The following is a 16,679-nucleotide window of genomic DNA, read 5'->3' as shown; positions in this document are numbered from 1 at the left end:
AAAGAGTCTGTCGCAAAAGGCAGAACTATGTGTCGTCTTACAAAATTCGAAATGGCGCGCTGGGGAGGATTCGAACCCCCGACCCCTTGATTCGTAGTCAAGTACTCTATCCAGCTGAGCTACCAGCGCGCAGGGTAGGCGGGATGTAACCTCAGCCAAAGCTGTTTGCAAGGGCAAATCATTCGGCGGCGCGATCCAATGTCACTGTCTCCTTGGGCAAGCGCAGCACGAACTCTGTGCCAGTCCCATCCGTGCGGACCAGATCAAGCTGCCCGCCATGGCCGCGCACCAGTTCTGCGGCAATCACCAGCCCCAGCCCAGTCCCGCCTTTACGCACGCTACCTTCAAACGGGGTGAACAGGTTTTGTTGCGCTTTAGGTGGCAGGCCCGGCCCGGTATCAGCAACACAAATGTTCCAGTATTTCTCTGTCTCGCCAGCTGAAATAGTGACTTGCCCAGGCTCACCTGTCACCTCGATCGCCTGACGCGCATTACGCACCAGATTGACAAGCACACGGAAGACCTGCTCGCCATCAGCGCGTAACATCATACCGGCGGGAATATCCGTTGTTATGTCTACTTTACCGCTTGATGCCAACTTCTCGCTTTCCACCACATCTTCGACAATCCGTGCCAGAGGCAGGACATTCAGCGACGGTGGTGGCTCCTCGGCCCGGCCAAAGGCCAGCGTACTTTCGCACAGGTTCACAGCACGCGAGAGGGAGTTCACCAGTTTCGGGGCCGAGCGTTTCACAGCCGGGTCCTCGCTCTGCTCCATTCGGTCGGCCAGCAGTGTCGCGGTGGTTAGAATGTTGCGCAGATCATGACTGATCTTGGCAACCGCGCCACCCAGTTGTGCCAAACGTTCTTTTTGCCGCAAAGAACCCGTTAGTTGGGTTTGTAACTGTTCCAGCGCGTCCTCGGCACTGCGCAGCTCGGTAATGCGGGCTTGTGGTGTCATGATCTGGCGGGCATCTTCCGGGGCCTCCGAGTAAGCCTGCATGTTCGCAACCACCCGCTTGATCGGGCGGACCATGAAGCGACGCACGGCCATGAACAGAAGCGCTGCCGAAATAACCGAGATAACGGCTGATAGTATCAGAATACGTTTGCCATACTCGATCATAGACGCCTTGAGCGGTGCTTGTGGCATCGTCACATCAATTAATGATCCGGCTTCACGGGTTGGGGCGCCAACAACCCGGATCACCCCTTCGGAGGGTCCAATCAGTTGCATGAGTGCCCCTTCAATCAGATAAAGCGCTGAGGGTTCACGCAGATCAACCATCGTCGTGACTTCGCCCGGCACAGGGGATGACAGGACCAGCTGGCTCATCGCATCGCGACGTAGCACAACATTATAAACGCCTGCATTGTCTAACAGCTCTTCGGCCAGCTCCGCTGAGATGATCTGTTCTTCAGACGCCAGGACCGACAGGGAAGCAATCTGTGCCTTTTCAAGCCGGTTCTGCAAGTAATCCTGCCGGAACCGCGCGACAGACGGCACGAATATCAGGACTTCTGCCAGCATCACGAAGATGACCGACAGAATGAGGAACCGTCCTGATAAAGAGTTTACGAACATCGCAACCCTTCCCTGTTACATGGTATTACGGCAAATACTTTTGTATCAGCCCAACCACTTTTTTGATCTTATCGCTTTCAAACAGTCTTGGCGAGAAATAGGCACCCGCGGCCCGTTTGTTAACCTCCCCGAGTGTTGGATAAGGCGCGACCATTGCGGCGATCTGGCTCATTTTCATCTTGTTGGCAATCGCAAGCGCCCAAAGGCTGATAAGATCACCTGCACTGGCACCGACAATGGACGCGCCAATGGGACGACCTTTGTAAACCATGACCTTGATCAACCCGGTTGTCTTGCCCTCGGCAATTGCGCGGTCATTTTCATGGAACGGAAAGCGCACGGTTTCAAGGTAGATACCGTATTCCTTACGCGCCTGCGCCTCGGTCATGCCAACCTGCGCCAGTTCAGGATCCGTGTAGGTCGCCCACGGGATATGGTTTTGTTTGGATTTCGAGGGCAGCCCGAACAGGATTGAGCGGATCACAACACCCGCATGATACCCAGCGACATGAGTGAATTGCAGTTGCCCTGCGACATCGCCAATAGCGTAAACCTTCTTGTTGGTCGTGCGTAGGGATGCATCCACTTTGATCCCGCGACGGTCATACTCAATGCCGGCAGCTTCGAGGTTCAGCTTGTCCACATTTGCAGCCCGGCCCACAGCCATCAGCAGATGCGTCCCTTTGAAGACTCGTCCATCCTTGGCCTTTACTGTAATAGCCCCTGCCTTGCCGGTGATTTCCTCGGCCATAGCATCCTCGGCAATCTCCATGCCTTCCTCACGCATACGCTCCAGAACAATGGCAGCCAGCTCGGGATCATCCTTGCCCATAGCCTTCATGCCCTCGATCACTGTGACCTTGGAGCCAAGACGCAAATGCGCCTGCGCCATCTCGATCCCGATAGGGCCACCGCCAACAACCAGCAGATGTTTCGGCAGATCGCGCAAATCCCACAAGGTTTCGTTGGTGAAATAGGGCACCTTGTCCAGCCCCGGAACGGGCGGCACAAACGGAGAAGACCCGGTTGCAATCACAACCCGCCGTGCAGTTATCTGTGTATCACCGGCCTGCACCGTGTTCGCATCAACAAACTGACCGTGTTCCCGGATCACTTGAACGCCCAAGCCTTCAAATCGTTCTTGGCTGTCTACAGGGGCAATCGTCTCTATCACATTATGCACATGGTCCTTGGCTGCCGCATAGTCGACCTTTGGCTTCACATCAGCGACGCCAAACTTTGCGCCATGCCGCAGTGTATGAGCCTGCTTGCCTGCCGCGATCAGCGCCTTAGAGGGAACGCAGCCATAGTTTAAACAATCGCCTCCCATCTTATGGGCTTCCAGCAAAACCACTTTGGCCCCCATCTGCACGGCCCCTGCCGCCACAGATAGCCCGCCAGACCCTGCACCTATGACCAGAAGGTCAGTCTTGATCTTGTTCATGGTTCAAATTCCCTCTTTGCCGCGCAAGGCCTTCAAGACAACAGGCAAAAGTGACAATGCGCACAGGCCAAGCATCGGCAACAAAATATGCGGCTCGAAGATGATCCCCAGATTTGGGGTCTCGCCACGCGCGAATACTTCGCCCAGCCCAGCCCCGACCGACGTATAAACGATAGAACCGGGAATGATCCCGAAGAATGTTGAAATCACGAAGCGGCGCACTGGCACATCAACCAAGGCTGGCACAAGGTTTGCTACAAAGAACGGCACTGCCGGAATGAAACGGATCAGAAACAACATCGACCACTGGTTTTCATCAATCCCGTCTTTGATCTTTTTCACCAGACCTTCACCGGCTTCCATACGTGCGGCCAAACGGTCACCAAACCCAAGCCGCGCGGCCATGAAAATCGCCGTCGCTCCGGTTGTGGCCGCGATGATGTTGTACAAAACACCGGGAAAGGTGGCGAAGAGGAAACCGCCGGTCAGCGTGGCAATCGCAGCACCTGGCAAGCTGAACGCCACAATCATGATATAGATCGCGATGAAGCCCAGAACGGCCAGAATATAATTGGCGTCTCGAAATTCGATGAGAGCCTCACGGTTGTTACTCAGCGTCTCGAAATTCAGATAATCCCGTAAGAAAACAAAGCCCAAAATCGCAGCAATCCCGACGACGATAATGGGAAGCCGTTTTTGCAGCATAGATTTCTCATCGCTCTTGTTGGGTGTATTTGTCATGTCGCTCATCAGAATAATCCAATAGGAATAGAAGTTGCCCTTACATGCCCTTAAGTTCGCAGCAAGAATATGGCCCTCACAGTTGGTTGATGACGGGTGATCAAATGTTTCGTCTTTTGACCGCGAAAACCTGCATATCGTAACATTTCAAAGCCAAATACGCTGCGCACAGAATGCAAATGTTGCAAAATGCACCCGGTTTGACCGTTGACGGGATGCGTTCTGCTGTCTATTGAGCGGGTCTGACATTTATCCGGGCTCCGAATCCGTCGTGATTTGCCGCCCAATCCGCAGGAGCCACGCTCATGAGCAAACGCACATTTCAACCGTCGAACCTGGTTCGCAAGCACCGTCACGGGTTTCGTGCGCGTATGGCCACTAAGGCTGGTCGCAAGATCCTAAACGCACGCCGTGCCAAAGGCCGCAAATCGCTGAGCGCATAAGCGCCCCCGATTTCGCTATCGCTTTGACACCGCCGGAGGCACCCGTGACAGGACACAATGTCCCGGTCGCGGAAACGCCGCCGGCGGTTTTCGTTTGCCTGCAGATAATCAAGAAACGCCCTGACTTCCTCAAAGCTGCCCGCGCGAAACGATCGGGGCAGCCGGGCTTTCTGCTTCAGGCGCGGGACCGTATGGACAATGATCTGACTGTGCGCATTGGCTATACATGCTCCAAGAAGGTCGGTAATGCCGTGATCCGCAACCGCGCCAAACGCCGCCTGCGAGAAGTTGCACGAATTTCATTGCCTGATCATGCGCATGCTGGCTGGGACTACGTCTTGATCGGCCGTCCCGAGGCCACTGTAACCCGCGATTTCACACTGCTGATCGAAGACCTGAAGCGCGCTATGAAGAAAATCCACGGATGAGCCCCCTTGCCCATATCCTCACTCTGCCAGTCCGGGCCTACCGGCTGGTTTTCAGCCCATGGGTAGGTTTCAACTGCCGCTATGACCCGACCTGCTCGGCCTACGCGCTGGAAGCTTTGCAAAAGCATGGCGGCTTGAAAGGCAGCTGGCTGGCAGCAAGGCGTATCGCCCGCTGTCACCCTTGGGGCGGACACGGCGTGGACGATGTGCCGGACTGAGTGTCAGTATAGCGGGCAGTTCTGCGCGGCTGATCAAGTGCCACAGAGTTGAAATCGTGGGACTCAGCATGAGTATCCGGCAAGCGCAACATAACGCAGACCCGCGAAGTCGAGTAGGCCTATGCAGGGGATTTCGCCGTCGCACCAGTTGGCACCAGCTTGGTACTCTTTGATCATCACAATGATCTGCTCATCTGAAAATCTACGTCTCATAGTCCATCCTTTGCTCGGACTGATTACTAATACCCAAGTGACATGATTCAACGGGGACAGGTCGCAGAATTTGAAACGAATTAGCCCATAAACACAGACGTCGCCGTCAGCCGGTTAATTTTTCATGTCGCCTCTATATAAAAATAAATGCAGTAGGATTTGCGCCTACTGCATTTATTGACACGAAGAACCAATTCTAAACGAACCGAACAGTATTGGGTCAAGAAAATTTTAGCTTATTTCTTTTGCAATTGTTGTTCTACAAGGCCTTGCAGAACCAAAAGCTTTTCTTTGATATCTGTTAGCTGGCTTTCAAGTGATGCGTTATCGCCTTCAACCTGATCCAGACCAGATTTTTCAACCAAGCCAGAGTCCTCACCGCCGCCGCCTTGCACAAGGTCCTCAAGCTCTTCGAGTTCGTCTTTCACTTCTTTCAGCTGGGCCTTGATTTCATCAGGGCTGGCGCCTTTTTCGATCAGATCGATCAATTCTTCGATCTCGTCTTTTACCTCGTCAATTTGCGACTTGATGTCACCGCCGCCGCCTTGCACAAGGTCCTCAAGCTCTTCGAGTTCGTCTTTCACTTCTTTCAGCTGGGCCTTGATTTCATCAGGGCTGGCGCCTTTTTCGATCAGATCGATCAATTCTTCGATCTCGTCTTTTACCTCGTCAATTTGCGACTTGATGTCACCGCCGCCGCCTTGCACAAGGTCCTCAAGCTCTTCGAGTTCGTCTTTCACTTCTTTCAGCTGGGCCTTGATTTCATCAGGGCTGGCGCCTTTTTCGATCAGATCGATCAATTCTTCGATCTCGTCTTTTACCTCGTCAATTTGCGACTTGATGTCACCGCCGCCGCCTTGCACAAGGTCCTCAAGCTCTTCGAGTTCGTCTTTCACTTCTTTCAGCTGGGCCTTGATTTCATCAGGGCTGGCGCCTTTTTCGATCAGATCGATCAATTCTTCGATCTCATCTTTTACCTCGTCAATTTGCGACTTGATGTCACCGCCGCCGCCTTGCACAAGGTCCTCAAGCTCTTCGAGTTCGTCTTTCACTTCTTTCAGCTGGGCCTTGATTTCATCAGGGCTGGCGCCTTTTTCGATCAGATCGATCAATTCTTCGATCTCGTCTTTTACCTCGTCAATTTGCGACTTGATGTCACCGCCGCCACCTTGCACAAGGTCCTCAAGCTCTTCGAGTTCGTCTTTCACTTCTTTCAGCTGGGCCTTGATTTCATCAGGGCTGGCGCCTTTTTCGATCAGATCGATCAATTCTTCGATCTCGTCTTTTACCTCGTCAACCTGAAAATCAATAGAACCAGAGTTTTTCTCAAGTGCTGCCTTGAACAGGTCTGATCGACCATCTGCAAGATCGTCGAGCTTTTCTCTCAGGTCCGAGAGTGCGTTGATACTAGAAACACCCATAATTTGGTCTCCTTCAATTTCGCTTACCGTTGAACTATTGGTTGCTAAGAACCGATGACTTGTTGCACTTATGGGGCTAGGGGCTCTACTAGCTCAATTGAAGCGATAGTGACTTTTGAAAGGTAATCTTACTTAAATTTCTACGTATTGACCTGCTCCCCTTAGAGTACGCGTCTATTAGTTAGAATGCGCCAGGAGCCTCACAGGATGGTCTTTATTGATGAGACGGCGGTCAAGACAAGCCTTACGCGGCTTAGTGGCCGGACACCTATCGATGAGCGGCCCTATTGCATTGCGCCTTTCGGAAATTGGGGCACCCAGACCTTCATCGCCGGGCTGACGCAGGATAGCCTGATCGCATCTTGGGTGATCAAAGGCGCGATGAACAGGCCTGAGTTCGGCACCTGTATCGAAACGTAGCTGGCACCCGTGCTTGATCCCGGAACCGCCGTAATCCTCTACGACCTGTCCACCACAAAAGCGCACGTGCCTCCGAGGCTCTGCAAAGGCGCGGCGGCTAGTTCTTGTTCCTGCCCACCTACTGTCCGGATCGCAATCCTATCGAGATAGCATTCTCAAAGCCCACCTGCGGCGCATCGGTGCCAGAACATTCAACGCAAGGTTTGAAGCGTTAAGCGACATCTGTGATCTGTTCGACCCGAACGAATGTTGGAACTTCCTCAAAGCTTACGGTTATGCCTCAGACTAAATACAAAACGCTTTAGGGTCAGGACTTCGGTAACGGGACCACTTCTGTCAAGAGATTTCGCGCAAACAGAGTGATCCGCCAGAGCGGTGCTTTTGGGTCGTCGTGTCCGCCCTGCTTTCTCACATAGCCTTTGGCTGAGGTCCTTTGGGTACATGCTTCGGTTCGTGGTCAGCGCGACGGCTGCCAACATGATGCTGGTTCGATGTAATTCCGATGTGCCCATCTCATAGGCGTGCTTGACGATGTCAGCGACGGTCCTGACCACGGCATTATCGGAACCACGTCCCTGCGGGACCTCGAAAGCTTGCGATTAAACAGGCAACGGTTCTGGGCTGGAGATCAGATCATTTTCGGCGCTGTATCTGGTTGGAACACAGAGCCATCGATCCAGATCCGATGGAGAATGACAGCAATGCGGCGCGCGAGGGCGACCATCGCAATTTTCCGACCACGCCGCTGCGCAAGTTGGGCTCCCCATGTTCTCAGCCATGTCGACCGGCCACGGTTCATCATGACGGTCGCAGCCTGGCACAGTGCTCGCCGCAGATTGACATCCCCAGCCTTCGTGATGCCGCCGGACACATCCCGCTCACCAGACTGATTGCGCGAAGGCGTCAGGCCGACCCAGGGACCGATCCTCTTCGAAGACCGAAAGCGCGTCGGATCATCTACGGCTGCGCGGAAGGTCAGTGCCACGACCGCACCGACCCCAGGAATCGTCATCAGACGGCGGCAAACTGGATCGTCTTGAGCAAACTGGCGCACGTGCTTCTCAAGGGTCGCAAGCTCCTGTCGCAGGGTTTCCCTGGCACGTAGCATTGGTGCTGTAGCGGTTTCCAGCATCGGATTGCCATCTGCCAATTCCCGGATCCGGATCTCGAACCGACCGCGAGAGATCGCGCCGACCTTGAGGCCGAAGTTCCGGAGCAGCCCTCTCAGAGACATTTCCAAGGCGATCATATTCTGTTGAATGGCTTTCCGAGCGCCGAGTACAGCGCGAGTTTCCTGAGCAGAGACAGATTTGCAGTGAACCGGACGGAACCAACCGAGATGAAGAAGTCGAGCGATCCCTTCGGCATCGCGTCGATCCGTCTTGATCGGCATGGCCTTCAAAGCGCCCTTCACCTGGCGCGTTTCCATCAGTACAGCATCCAAGCCCTCCTCCATCAGACCACGATGCAGCCATTGCGACAAAGGCCCAGCTTCCAGGCCAACCACTGCAATGCGCCCGTCCAGTTCGTACAGCCAACGCGACAAAACTTCCGGTTCACTCGCGGCCTCAGCCTCTCTGATTATCTCACCATGCTCGCTGATCACGCAGATCGTGGTTTTGTCCAGCGATACATCCAATCCAACAAACAATCTCATCTTGTCATCCTCCATATGGTTTCAATACGGGAATGACGGCAGCGCGGCGCTGATCTGACAAGTGGCAACGGCGGTGCGTGACGCAGGGCCCGTTACAGCATCTCATAACCAATAGATGACGGTAGCTGCGAGAGCGATTGCAGAGAAGAAGACCTTGGGGCAGCGGTCATATCGGGTTGCGACCCGTCGCCAATCTTTCAGTCTGCCGAACATGATCTCAATGCGATTGCGGCGTTTGTAGCGGCGCTTGTCGCACTTAACTGATTTCTTCCGCTGCTTCTGGCCAGAAATGCAGGCGCGTATCCCTTTGTCTTTCAGCGCGTCTCTGAACCAATCGGCATCGTATCCACGATCCCCGAGCAGCCATTCGACATGATGTGATTGCGGCGGTCGCTCTCCGGTGGCGAACGAGGTCCGGTATGTTGGCCTCATGGAAAAAGCCGTAAGGAGAACGAACATGAAGTACTTTGCAGGTTTGGATGTTTCTTTGAAAGAGATTTCGATGTGTGTTGTCGATGACGAGGGACGTGTCGTCTTTCGGAAGAGCTTGCCCTTTTGTCCGCTGGCGGTGCGGGATACTTTGAAAGAGCAAAATTTGATGCCCGAGAGGATCGTGCATGAAAGCGGCCAGATATCGATCTGGCTTCAGCGGCAACTTGAGGATTTGGGGCTACCTGCCATCTGCATTGATGCGAGGCCAGCCCACAAGGTACTCTCAGCAAAGCTCAACAAATCTGATCGTTCGGATGCAGAAGGATTGGCTCAATTGGCCCGGATCGGCTGGTTTACGGCCGTTCATGTCCGCAGCGTAGATGCGGATCGCCTTCGAACAATTATAGGCGCTCGGGATCATTTTGTGCGTCTCAGAATGGAGATTGAGGCACATATGCGGGGAATCCTGAAGACATTTGGCATTCGCCTGACCGCAATCGGCAATGGACGGCAGCGACAGCGCTTCAGAGATCAGCTGTCAGTTGCACGACAATCCGACCCGGCGCTGGCTGTCATCATCGATCATGTTCTTCCGTCACATGAGGCGATATGCTCAGCGGCGGCTGCGCTTGAAGATGAGATCGCTGCTATTGCCAAACGCCATGATCTGTCTCGTCGTTTGATGACGATCCCTGGGATCGGGCCGGTTGTTGCGTTGAACTTTCTGGCACTCATCGAGAATACCGAGCGGTTTCCAAAGACTGCAAATGTCGGAGCGTTCCTGGGCTTGACGCCAAGACGATATCAGTCCGGCGAGGTCGACTATTCTGGACGTATATCCAAACGAGGCGATGCCGCCATGCGTCGCCTGCTGTACGAGGCGGCCAGCACATTGATCAGTCGTGTGAAGCGATATTCCCCGCTGAAGTCCTGGGCTGTCCGCCTCGCGGCAAGGCGAGGCTTCAAAAAGGCCGCAGTGGCGACCGCTCGTAAGCCCGCTGTACTGATGTTGACACTTTGGAAAACTGGCGAAGAATTCCATTGGACAAAGGAGGCCGCTACCTGACCTAAGTTTCCGCCGGAGACGGAAGGAAGCAAGGTCCCTGTGAGAACGAACAGGTTGAGTGGTCGGCCTTGACTGTCGCAGACAGCGTACAGCTTGGTGTTCATGCCGCCTTTGGTGCGCCCGATCAGGCGTCCACCCCCTTTTTTGACGCCCATGCTGGTCGCTGTTCGATAGGCTTTTAGATAAGTTGCATCGATCATCACGGTTTTCTCTTCGCCATGCTCGGCGGCCAAACCCACCATCATCTGCGCGCAGCTTGCCGTGAAACTTCGGGAAAGAGAGCTCAAGACACGCTATCTGCACGTCGGTCAGCCAGAAAAGATCAGACATGTCACCACTCAGTTTTCCGGCGCTGAATCACCACAAGCAACTGAAATCAATCGGTCCTGACCTTAGGGCGCTGTGTCCCTCGCCAGTCGGTTCATCCCCGCTTCAAGGAAGTCCTTGTGAGCAAGGGTAGTAGGGGCTCTCAGAGATCCCTTCGCGCCGCAGACCGGCCAAGACAGTCCTGATCTTCTCTTCAGCTGAGTAATTGCGGGCTTTACGCTTGATGCAGCTGACGGGCTTGTCAGGGGCGTCCTTCGATGGTCCGGGTTTCTTGCCCATCTTCACTCCTTGGTGGTTACGATGTGCCAGAAGCTCTCTCTTATCAAATCGACCTAAATTGTCCCATTGGCACTGACGTCAGACACTTCCCGTACTACGTATCAGATCTGCGTATCTGGGACTGTCTTGTGTTTCAGGGATCGGTTTGATGTTTGAGTAGCTGGCGCAATTTTTCTGCTATTTTTTTGTAGTTAAGCTGACGGTCAGGTCTCATATTGGAGTTTTCAAATGTCAAATACACAGCTGGTTGGTCGTAATGGTGTTGGCTTTGGCAATAAGGTAGAAGCTGATGGGGTGGGTGTCCGGCGAGGTGGTGTAAAGGGGTCCGACACGGGGTCTGATGGCGGCTCTGCAGGTGGTGTGCGGTCTGGCGGGGGTCGTGACGGTTCGGTGTCCCAGCCGCGCGTTCAATTGAAGGGGCAGGTTTCGACTGCTGAGGGTCGTGCGGAGCTTGCGACAGCAATTGACGGAATGACGGCACAAGAGCGCACGTTACGCGAACAGATTTTCATGGATTTTTTAATTGATGAGTTTTTGGGTGGCAGTGGCGACGAAGTTTCTCTGGATGGTTTTAAGACACCCAAGGTTGTTGTTGCGGTTCCTGGTGATCGCAAGACGCAGCTTCCGGATGGTGCGAACGGTGCGTTTGTGGCAGGGCGGAATGGTGGGCGGGGGACGATTATCCTGCGGGCTGGCCTGACACCATCTGAGCGTCAAAAGACATTGAACGAGGAGTATGGGGAGGCTGTCGGTGCTTATATGGCCTCCAAAGGTGTGGACGTCGCGCCGGGTGATGTCGGGGCTCGGATTGCGCGGGTTGTGACTGGCAAGCCTGTATCGCGTGAAGCCACGCCCGGTTTATACAGATCGCAATCTTCCGACACGGCCCAGGTTCGGTTGGATGGGCAAACGGTGCAGGCGCAGGCGCGGATTACGACGGATGCGCCTGTCCAGCAGGTCACGGCGTCGTTTGAATCGTCCAATGAGCTGATGGTGCTCTACACTCCCAAAGGGTCGAAGAAACCTATCGTCGTGGCGCGCAAGAAAAAGCAGACACCGAATGCCCAAGATAAAGTTCCTTTTGTTGTCACGGATCTGACGGCTAAACTGCCTGACAAGCTTGATGGTGAGTTCAGCGTTTTCAATGTTGATAAAAGCCACCCTAAAGGTGGCTACGTGGTGGCGACAACTGCGGCGAAGGTTGATGGCAATCCTGCAGGAAGTACGTCACGCAGCACGCGCAATGCAGATGGCTCCATTACAATTTCTTTTGATGAGTTTGGCGACGGCCGAGTAGATGGCTTGGAGCCCGATGGTTCTGTTGGCTTCAAAGGCGATGGTGATTTTAATGATGCCATTATAACCATCAAACCTCAGAAGAAGCCAAGTGCAACACCGGATGGCAAGCCAGCACCATCTAAGCCAGGCGATGGGTCAGAAGGTGATACGGTCACCACTGGTCCAGTCGAACCTGCGGGTCCTTCCTTTGGCTCGCCGGTTGACGCGACCGACGCCCCGCCTTCTGTGCCGAAGGGCACCATCAAGAAGTCGCGCACGAAGGTTGAGTTCAATACTGAAGATGAGTTGGTGGTTGAGGTTTTTGATCCCAAGACGAAGAAATGGACGGTGATTGCCAGGAAGGGCTTTGGATACCAAGAGACAGAGCAATATGTCGATATCAACCAGGTTGGCAAAACGCCGCCTGCGGTGCGGGTGCGCAATATCACCCAAGACGGCGCGATCATCTCGGGCAGTGATCCGCAACGTGCGCGGCTATTGGTCAATCCTGAGGAAGGGACACAAGCGATCGGGTTTGAGGACCGCCTGCGCTCCAAAGGTGATGGTGAGTTTGTAGGCGATGATTTCCGCGACGCGGTTGTGTCGTTCAACGTCAAGCCCGGTGCCAAGAGCGCGGTTGGCAAGCCTGTGGATACGACGACGGGCAAGCCAGCCGAGACGAAGCCGTCTGCGGGTGCCAGACCCACCGATCCGACGGAGTTCACACCGGAGCCGCAATATCAGGAGATCGGCGACAAGATCATTGCGGCCAATGACGGCAAGCCTGTGACGATGAAAGATCTGCCCAAGCTGATGGAGAAGAAGGGCGTCGTGACCAAGGACGGTCTTGAGTATGGGGGTGATGCGAAGGGCAAGACGGCTGCGATGTTCGCCCTGCAAGCGGCCAATCGTGGCAAGCCTCTGAGCGCCAAAGACATTGCCAAGTTCATTGATCGCGGTGTGATTGTGATCAAGGATGGTAAATGGAGCGTCGATCTGACGAAGTTGGAACCAACAGAGCTCAAGCGCATTACCTTTGCATTGAACAAGAACAGCAAGCTTTTGACCTTTGCGTCAGATACCGAAAAGGGGCGCAACAAGATCACGGGCCAGTTGGGCTTTGACGACAAGAAACTGCGCACACGGATTGATGACAGCTATGGCAATGGCGACGGAACTTTGCACCCCGTCGAGATCAACCGCGCGATTGATGACGGCTACCTGATTATGGGCCCCGATAACACGTTCGTCACGCGCAGCAGCGTCAAAGAGACAGACCCAAACAGCAAAACCGATGATGGAAGCACTGCGGCTGAAGAGACGGATGGCTTTAGCGTCTCGGCGGACGATTCCAGCGGCCTGAAGCAAAAAAGCGGCGGTATCCGCCCAAGTGTGCAACGGATTCTTGATGGAACGCCTGCTGGTGGGTTTAATTCTCTGCTTGGCGTTTTTCTGGAAGAAAACAAGCAGACCGAAAAGGATCTAAAAAACTGGGACGTCAAGCTTGATAGCAAGGACAACACCAAATTTGTCATCACATATAAAGGTAAGAGCGTCGTAAAAGGGCGCCTGTATCAACGCTCGACCGACGGGAGAGAGGTCGAACCGTATAAACCCAGTGGCAATGATGCCTTTCTTGATATGATGAGTGATGTTGTTGATATTTTTATCTTCAATACCAAAGATAGTAAGGGCCGGGTAGGAAAACGCAACAAAGCCATGGGCGCAGGCATTGCGGGTATTGTGCGTTCTCTCAATATCATTGGCGGTGAGAAGCTTTTGGACGAGGTCAAGGATAACGGCATTAAATCTCTTAGCGTCATAGATGGGACGACTGAGGAAGACGCCTACGGTTCACCTGACTTCAAATTCGAAAGCAAAAGCGATGTTGACTCGCTCGCGATCACGGCCCATGCGCGCGACATTGAAAAATATGTCGATGAGGATGGGACCGGCCTGCGGGCGGATATGGTACAGAATTTTTTCTATCGTATTTTGCAGGACGGAACAGGCAAAGCCGGCAACGTAAAAAATCCCACAGCGTGGAAAGAAGCTCTCGAAAAGGACGATGTTGGTGATCTCGATGCAAGTAGCAGCGGTGGCGAACATAGTGAGATCGCAAGCCTATGGTGGATGGTCGCCAATGGTAATGCCACTCCAGCAGAGGCCAGAGCGCTTGGCGCCAAGTTCTCTGCAACGTTTGACTACTTCAACAAAAACTACGCCAAAAAGCTAGGCGTCGATCCCGTCCCAACTGGATCGGTTGCCACCACCGGGACGGACATTGCGGGATCAGGCAGCGTGAACGCTGAAAAGTTTGTTCAGAACATGAGCAAAGCCGGCTTCGACTTCGATGATGACGGGACAAGCCTCGAAGCAGGTGAGGGGGCCAATGTGCTCATGGCACTGAATGGTGGCAAGCCCATGAGCGCCAAGGACATCGACCTGTTCATCAAAAAAGGCATCATCAAGATCGACGAAAAATCCGGCACATGGTCGATCAACAAAGATGCCATGACAGGTGACAGACCAAACCGCATCGTCGCAAACATCCTGCGCTCACCCTCCCTCAAAAAAGGGGAAAAAGACGACCTCCTCGACGCAATAGGGGTCGACATAGAAGACCGGAAGTTGCTGGCTAAAAAATTCCCCGACGGAAAAGGCAGCATAAACCCGAATGCGCTCGAAACCGCAGACAAATACGACATCTTTAAACCAGGCAAAAAAACACTCATAAGCCTGGACGAAAAAAAGCTCGAGAATGTCCCTGATCAAAACGTGTATGATTCATCAATAAGTAGATACAAGAAAATATACTCTAACTTGAAGTTTAAAGGTTATAAACTCAATGAAAAATCCAGTGCAGATAGTATAGCAGCAATTGCTTACATGGAATCACTTTCCCCAGGGAAAATTACTGAAGAAAATGTAATTTCAAAATTGAGAGAAAAAAAGGATATTGAAGTTAAAGATGGAAATATTTCCATAAAAGAAGGATCAATATCACAAAGTAGAGGAGAGAATCTATTTGAATTTATCGTTGAAAATCCCTTTATGGATGATGACGAGAAAGTATCTATACTCAACGCGCTAGGAGTTAATTCTAAAGAGCTATCTGACTTATCTTTAAAGTTAGGTAATGGGGATGGTATAATTAGCACTGTTGATATGGATGAGATACGAAGTAATGATGCGTTACGATTTTTAGTCGTACCTAACAAGAATGGAAAGTCTATTTCTATAAACAAAACATTTCTTGACCAACTCCCTGAAAAAGACTTCGTGATTCCAAAGAGCAAAAAGGAGCTCGTTGAACGAATTGATCAAATCAAAGCGCAGGGAAACTTAATGAACGCGATATTGAATGGCAATATCGACACATCGAAAATTGCAAAACAGATTGAAAAAGCTAAGAGGGATCAACGACCTGAGATGATTGCTGCCGCTCGTGTAGCCGGCTACGATGGAAAAGAAAGTCTGGAAGTTTGGTTAGCTAAAAATCCAGATTTCCGTTTTGATCTTGCACTTGATATCCCAGTTCTATCAATCGTAAAAAAAGGTAAAATTTCCAATCATTTTTCTTATAACTATATACGCATATCTGTAACATGGCCAAAAGCTGTTTTAGATAAAGATGGTAAGCCAACTGGGCAAGACGATGTGGAACTGCGTTTCAGGTTGTTTGAAACCAATATAGCAGCATTTAAGGCCAGAGGTTTTAAGGGCGGTTCTCATGGTCCTGGTGGAGGAGCATTACGACAGATAGTCGTTCCATTTCGTTCTTCTGCAGGAAAAGGCGGCTTCTCTGGTCAGTACAAGAGAAGCGGCGATGTGCTGTACGATGTGAGTTTTGGTCTTATAGAAGAGTTAGAATTTAGTGTACCACAGTCAATAGCAGCTGTCACGGGATGGACGATAGATAAAGCTCGACAATTTATTGGATTCATAAATGGCGACTCTCCGTCCCCATTTAGTCTGCCGGATCGGCGTGTTCCAGGCCAATCATGGCTGGATCTCAATCCTGAACCAGGTTCTCCTCCACCAGAAGGGTGGCGCGACCGATTAGCTAGTATACCACTGCCGGAAGGAAAATTACGCCAACTTCGACGGATACTCAACACAGTATATAATACAGCGGAACTTGGTGGTGGATTAGCATATAACAACACTTATAATCTTACAAAACTTTCTAAAGATGGCCTAGCTTATGCACCAATCTTGGCTGATTTTTTTGGTTTTGGTTTGGGAGCGATGGCAGGGTTTGGCGGAGCTAGATTACTTCAAAAGGTTATGATTGAACAGTTTGGATTCAGCTCAGCAGATGCGAAGATGTGGGTTGACACCCATTTAACTACTAAATTCTCTGGTAGCTTGGGGACTGTAGGAGGAATGGCTATTTCGAATAGAATACTGACAAAAATTGATAAGGAGTATGTACCATTCTCTGCAATACTAGCTGTTGCATATACATCTGGTGTGTCGGACGGTCCCAGCTTCGACATTCGTAGTGCAGATGATTGGGAGAGATACGCAATGGCCAAGTTGAAGTTGATTCGAGCTCGAACCCAGTTCAACTATGGTACTGTAATTTACGATATTAATAATTCAGAAAATAATCCGAATTCGTCTGGTGGTCGAGGCCGTCGGCCTAAGGCTCCGTAGGAATTAAATTACTGGTATGAATTGCGTTCCCGCCTAGATAAATGTGGGTTATGATCCGGCCCCCT

Annotated in this window: 12 protein-coding genes, 1 tRNA gene and 2 pseudogenes; 6 read left to right on the top strand and 9 right to left on the bottom strand. The window is 52.3% G+C overall.

Annotated features, from left to right (window positions below; all coding sequences use genetic code 11):
* Positions 1-52: 52 nt before the first annotated feature.
* The 4 genes from ACZ1HF_RS15740 to ACZ1HF_RS15725 form a co-directional block, all read right to left on the bottom strand.
* Positions 53-129, bottom strand: a tRNA-Arg gene (locus ACZ1HF_RS15740).
* Between the two features lie 49 nt (positions 130-178).
* Positions 179-1,585 (bottom strand): sensor histidine kinase, encoded by a 1,407-nt coding sequence (locus ACZ1HF_RS15735; protein ID WP_472658401.1) that lies wholly within the window; start codon positions 1,583-1,585, stop codon positions 179-181.
* A 25-nt stretch (positions 1,586-1,610) separates the two neighbouring features.
* Complete coding sequence (locus tag ACZ1HF_RS15730; protein WP_472658400.1) at positions 1,611-3,029, bottom strand: dihydrolipoyl dehydrogenase family protein; 1,419 nt, start codon at positions 3,027-3,029, stop codon at positions 1,611-1,613.
* Positions 3,030-3,032: 3 nt separating this feature from the next.
* Positions 3,033-3,779: a TVP38/TMEM64 family protein gene (locus ACZ1HF_RS15725; protein WP_472658399.1), complete on the bottom strand. Its 747-nt coding sequence runs from the start codon at positions 3,777-3,779 to the stop codon at positions 3,033-3,035.
* A 296-nt stretch (positions 3,780-4,075) separates the two neighbouring features.
* Between ACZ1HF_RS15725 and rpmH the strand changes: the two genes are divergently transcribed.
* Genes rpmH through yidD form a run of 3 tightly spaced genes read left to right on the top strand, consistent with a single transcriptional unit; the run spans position 4,076 to position 4,859 of the window.
* Positions 4,076-4,213: a 50S ribosomal protein L34 gene (gene rpmH, locus ACZ1HF_RS15720; protein ID WP_472658398.1), complete on the top strand. Its 138-nt coding sequence runs from the start codon at positions 4,076-4,078 to the stop codon at positions 4,211-4,213.
* Positions 4,214-4,236: 23 nt separating this feature from the next.
* The gene (gene rnpA, locus ACZ1HF_RS15715; RefSeq protein WP_472658397.1) at positions 4,237-4,641 is read left to right on the top strand and encodes a ribonuclease P protein component; all 405 of its coding nucleotides are present in this window, start codon (positions 4,237-4,239) and stop codon (positions 4,639-4,641) included.
* Complete coding sequence (gene yidD / locus ACZ1HF_RS15710; protein ID WP_472658396.1) at positions 4,638-4,859, top strand: membrane protein insertion efficiency factor YidD; 222 nt, start codon at positions 4,638-4,640, stop codon at positions 4,857-4,859. Before rnpA ends, yidD begins: the two co-directional genes overlap by 4 nt.
* A gap of 63 nt (positions 4,860-4,922) precedes the next feature.
* Here the strand turns inward: yidD and ACZ1HF_RS15705 are convergent, their stop codons facing one another.
* Entirely contained in the window at positions 4,923-5,072 is a 150-nt protein-coding gene (locus ACZ1HF_RS15705) for a hypothetical protein (protein ID WP_472658395.1), read from the bottom strand.
* 236 nt (positions 5,073-5,308) lie between these two features.
* Positions 5,309-6,493, bottom strand: coding sequence for a hypothetical protein (locus ACZ1HF_RS15700; protein ID WP_472658394.1), 1,185 nt, complete (start codon positions 6,491-6,493; stop codon positions 5,309-5,311).
* Positions 6,494-6,700: 207 nt separating this feature from the next.
* Here ACZ1HF_RS15700 and ACZ1HF_RS15695 point away from each other — a divergent pair, with 207 nt between their 5' ends.
* A complete protein-coding gene (locus ACZ1HF_RS15695) occupies positions 6,701-6,913 on the top strand; it encodes a hypothetical protein (RefSeq protein WP_472658393.1) in 213 nt (70 codons plus the stop codon).
* 628 nt (positions 6,914-7,541) lie between these two features.
* Here ACZ1HF_RS15695 and ACZ1HF_RS15690 read toward each other — a convergent pair.
* Both ACZ1HF_RS15690 and ACZ1HF_RS15685 read right to left on the bottom strand, forming a co-directional pair.
* A complete protein-coding gene (locus tag ACZ1HF_RS15690; RefSeq protein ID WP_472657091.1) occupies positions 7,542-8,570 on the bottom strand; it encodes an IS110 family RNA-guided transposase in 1,029 nt (342 codons plus the stop codon).
* A gap of 102 nt (positions 8,571-8,672) precedes the next feature.
* A pseudogene (locus ACZ1HF_RS15685) lies at positions 8,673-8,939 on the bottom strand (transposase); the annotation flags it as partial.
* Positions 8,940-9,027: 88 nt separating this feature from the next.
* Between ACZ1HF_RS15685 and ACZ1HF_RS15680 the strand changes: the two are divergent.
* Complete coding sequence (locus ACZ1HF_RS15680) at positions 9,028-10,068, top strand: IS110 family RNA-guided transposase (RefSeq protein ID WP_472658392.1); 1,041 nt, start codon at positions 9,028-9,030, stop codon at positions 10,066-10,068.
* Positions 10,069-10,103: 35 nt separating this feature from the next.
* Here ACZ1HF_RS15680 and ACZ1HF_RS15675 read toward each other — a convergent pair.
* A pseudogene (locus tag ACZ1HF_RS15675) lies at positions 10,104-10,398 on the bottom strand (IS5/IS1182 family transposase); the annotation flags it as partial.
* A gap of 504 nt (positions 10,399-10,902) precedes the next feature.
* Here ACZ1HF_RS15675 and ACZ1HF_RS15670 point away from each other — a divergent pair.
* A complete protein-coding gene (locus tag ACZ1HF_RS15670) occupies positions 10,903-16,614 on the top strand; it encodes a hypothetical protein (protein ID WP_472658391.1) in 5,712 nt (1,903 codons plus the stop codon).
* Positions 16,615-16,679 lie beyond the last annotated feature (65 nt).

It is taken from the genome of Litoreibacter sp. GN1-5, assembly GCF_055693805.1.
The sequence above is the reverse complement of the archived record's forward strand: the minus strand, read 5'-3'. Positions and strand labels throughout refer to the sequence as shown.